A 1,410-nucleotide genomic window follows, 5' to 3' on the forward strand; every position below is an offset into this window, starting at 1 on the left:
TCCATTTATCGTGAGGGTTTCCGTCGCTTTCCACTCGCCTTGGTAATCCTGGCTCCACGTCAACGTTGAAATATCACCAATTGAGGCTTCACCAAGCAGCTTTTGCATTGGCGTAATACGAATTGGGCGGCGGCTCTTTGGCATTTGCAGCCAGTAGTTGTCGCCCATCATCAGCATCTTCTGCCCCGCTTCGACCGCCGATTTGAACACCACCAGCGATTCACGGTTTGGCCGCGTGTACACATGGTAGAGACGCGTTTTGTCCAACTCTTGGTCTTGATACAAACGCACCAGCGACACCACTTTAGAAGAATCATCTTGCAAGCGGTAGCTGTCGGCTTTCTCAATCAATTGCGCGACTTGTTGTGCATCCAGCACTTGTTCACTAGCACTCGCAACGCTGCTGACAGCCAATAGTGTGATGGTTAGTAATGGTTTGGAATTAAACATAGATCAGTGCCTCCGTAATTGGCTTGTTCACGCCTTTACGCGCCGAGAAAAACGCCGCGACCAAACAAATCAGCAATACTGATAACCCTGCAGCATCCACCAGCTCCCAAGAAAAGTAAATCGTCAATGGATAGCCTTCTGTGCGTCCTGGTGGTGGCGGCATTTGTACGTCCACCACCATCAAAAAAATGGTCACCAGCGCGGTAAACAAGGCGCCGATACAACTGCCAATCACGGCGAGTAAACCCGCTTCGCGTAAAAATCCGGCGATGATTTCTCGGGGATAACTGCCCAATGCGGACAAGGTGCCGATTTCACGAGTACGCTCGGTCACAGACATAGTCATGGTGTTGAACAACGCGACAAACACGACCAGAGCCATTACGGCGCCCATAATGCCGAAAATACGGTCGTACAAATCTTTCACTTTTAGATAGAAAAACGCACGCTCTTGCCAAGGCGTGATTTCAACCTCTTGATCGCCAAAGCTCGGTTTTTGTTTGTTTAGAATCGTCGCGACTTGCTGTTCAACCTTGTTGGTTAAGCTGGTGTCGAACAGAAATACTGACAGCGCACTGACTTTGTCCGACCCCAGCAGAGACTGAGCACTGTTGATGTGTACGTAAAGTTGGCGTTTATCCAGCTCAGGTACGCCAGTTGAGTAGATACCGCGAACTTTAAAGTCGTAAGCGTTCAAAGCGCCATCTGTCGTAGTAGCAAGTAAGGTAATCCAATCACCCACGTTGACGCTTAGATTATTGGCGAGATCCACCCCAAGCATCACTTCTGGCTCAGAAGTGTCGTAACGAGAGGCATGAATGTTGGAAAGCGTCTGCCCATCACGCACGTCCAAAAACGGTCCTTTCATATCGAATTCGCGTTCGTTAACGCCGATACCAATAAAAATCGAGGACTTGTTGCCGTTAGAGATCAAACCGCTGAATTCCACTCGTGGCTGTA

2 protein-coding genes are annotated in these 1,410 nt (G+C 49.3%); both read right to left on the bottom strand.

All coding sequences use genetic code 11. The features are described 5' to 3' along the window. Positions 1-450, bottom strand: a 450-nt coding sequence (locus R7E00_RS23405) for an outer membrane lipoprotein-sorting protein (RefSeq protein ID WP_318124625.1), incomplete at its 3' end; no start/stop codon positions are given. Beyond that, a partial coding sequence (locus R7E00_RS23410) for an ABC transporter permease (RefSeq protein WP_318124626.1) occupies positions 443-1,410 on the bottom strand: 968 nt, incomplete at its 5' end. The genes R7E00_RS23410 and R7E00_RS23405, both read right to left, overlap by 8 nt.

The organism is Vibrio sp. Vb1755, from assembly GCF_033338635.1.
GTDB classification, from domain to species: domain Bacteria; phylum Pseudomonadota; class Gammaproteobacteria; order Enterobacterales; family Vibrionaceae; genus Vibrio; species Vibrio alginolyticus.